This is a genomic window from Hydrocoleum sp. CS-953, from assembly GCF_002260545.1.
GTDB lineage: Bacteria > Cyanobacteriota > Cyanobacteriia > Cyanobacteriales > Microcoleaceae > Trichodesmium.
The window spans coordinates 1-2,277 of sequence record NZ_LGSU01000147.1 but is presented as its reverse complement, the minus strand read 5'-3'; the positions used below and the strand labels follow the sequence as shown (position 1 = coordinate 2,277).

The 2,277-nt window shown below is 30.2% G+C and carries 2 protein-coding genes; both read left to right on the top strand.

Annotation, left to right across the window (positions count from 1 at the left end):
- The first annotated feature begins 48 nt into the window (after positions 1 to 48).
- Complete coding sequence (locus tag AFK68_RS01090) at positions 49 to 1,155, top strand: hypothetical protein (RefSeq protein ID WP_094670956.1); 1,107 nt, start codon at positions 49 to 51, stop codon at positions 1,153 to 1,155.
- 30 nt (positions 1,156 to 1,185) lie between these two features.
- Positions 1,186 to 2,220, top strand: coding sequence for an endonuclease NucS domain-containing protein (locus tag AFK68_RS01085; protein ID WP_094670954.1), 1,035 nt, complete (start codon positions 1,186 to 1,188; stop codon positions 2,218 to 2,220).
- The last annotated feature ends 57 nt before the right edge of the window (positions 2,221 to 2,277 follow it).

Below are 2,277 nucleotides of genomic sequence, written 5' to 3'. Positions count from 1 at the left end.
CTCCTTGGTAATTATTTATAAGTATTCAACCGAACATGATATAACCCAATGTTAAAAAAAATAGCAGATAAATGGGAATTTGAAAGTGAGGCAGCTTTAGAAGATTTTGTCTGGGAAAATTTGCCCGATCTATTTAATTTAGAACCTCTGAAACGTCAACATATTGTCATGGGGGAATGGTGCGATATTTTAGGAATATCAGAAGTACGGCAATTAACAATATTAGAATTGAAAAATATTGAAGACCGTTATGTTGTGCAGCAGCTTACTCGATATTATGAAAATGTCTTAACAGAAAAGCCTTTTTCCCAGAAAGTAGATTATCAAAAGTTGGTGCGGTTAGTAGCGATCGCTCCTTCTTTTCACAGACATAATTTCATTGATTTAAAATATAGCAAGCTGAATTTAGAGTTTTGGTTATTTGAGATTGTTCAAGAAGGAAATCAAATTTATTTCTATTTGAAAAATATTGATGGTCAGATATTGGTTAAGTTAAAAATTCCTCTTTCTGAAGAATATGTAATTAATCCTGAAAAAATACCTAATGTAACTTTACCACGCCCTCCAAAAGCACTTTTGGATATGCTAGAAAAAGATGGGTTTGAAAAACAGGGTATTATTCTTAATCTAAGAAAAAAAATCCTCAAATATGATAAACGAATAGGAGAAAAAACTACAGCAGTTACTATTGCTTATGGCAGAAAAAGAGGAACATCCATTTGTAAAAATCCTGAGACTCGTTGTGCAGAATTTTATCGAGAAACACACAATAGTTTTATAAACCATAACGACTTGAATGACCCCGAAATCAAGGTTATTGTAAAAACAACTGATTTATTTGACAGACCTTTGGCTGAACCAGAATATTCTTATTATAAAATAATTACTAATATCAATTTATTTCTTTATTTGCCTTTTCTAAAGGATGATTTGAGTCAAAGAATACTCAAGGTTTTAATCAAAACTGATGATTGGCTGACTGTGCCTAAAATTATTCTTCCTAGTCGTTATAAAGAACCTTGGCGGGGTGGAACATACTGGGATACTGAACAGTATTTAAAACTCTATGAAAAATTAACTGGAAAAATAGTTACTTCTAATTCTTTAGATGTTCTAGTCGATATAGCTTTAGAAGAATGGCATAAACGACAGTAAATTTAGATAGATTTGGAAAAATTCAAAATTATGCTCAAAAAAACACAAGATAAATGGGAATTTGAAAGTGAGGAAGATTTAGAAAATTTTGTTTGGGAAAATCTGCAGATTCTATTCAACTTAAAACCCCTAAAGCGTCAATATCCTATTAATGCAGAAAAATCAGATATTTTAGCAACATCTGAAGAACGACAACTAGCAATAATAGAATTGAAAAATATTGAAGACCGTTATGTAGTTCAACAGCTTACTCGTTACTATGATAATCTGTACAATGAAAAACCATTTGCTACAGATATAGACTATCAAAAGCAAGTTCGTTTAATAGCGATCGCTCCTTCTTTTCATAGACATAATTTCATTGATAGAAAACATCATCAGCTTTTGTTTGAATTTATTATATTTGAAATTTTTCAATCGGCAAACCAGCTTAACTTTATCCTCAAGACTACAGAAGGAAATTTATTCTCAAAAATTCAGATTCCTTACCCTCAAGAAAAAATCATTCTTGCCCATCAACCCAAACCCGATTTAATTACTATATCTGAACCACATAAATCACTTTTAAGAATGTTAGAAAATGAAACTATTGATACACAAGATATTGTCTTGAAGCTCAGAGAAAAAATTCTGATATTTGACAAATCTATTGGGGAAAAAAGCACGAATGTTACTATTACTTACGGTCAAAAAAAGAAAGACGGTGAACTTTGCAAACCAGCACACAAACTTTTAGGAGGATTTCAGTTTCTAAAAGGTGCTTCTGGTTTAAAAATGTTTTTATATTTACCATATCGGTATTTTCAATCATTACGAAAATATATGCGCAACCAATATAACGATCTAAAAAGCATTAAAATTTCAATTTTAACTGATGATTGGAAGATAGCTTTAGGATACAAAATTCCGAGTCAGTATAGTTATCAAGGAAAAACAGAATACGATAATATTGAAGGATATCTACAAATGTATGAAATAATGACAGGAAAATCTATTAAATCTAAATCCATAGATGCTTTAGTTGATGTAGCTTTATCTGAATGGCAAAATAGAAACTCATCATAAATGAATCAAAAAATTAGTTAAAATAGAAAATTATTAGATTTAGGAAAATAGTGAAAT

What these genes read in the sequence shown, in the direction of transcription:
- AFK68_RS01090 (WP_094670956.1), top strand. Translation starts at nt 49, where the DNA reads ATGTTAAAAAAAATAGCAGATAAATGGGAATTTGAAAGTGAGGCAGCT.
- AFK68_RS01085 (WP_094670954.1), top strand. Translation starts at nt 1,186, where the DNA reads ATGCTCAAAAAAACACAAGATAAATGGGAATTTGAAAGTGAGGAAGAT.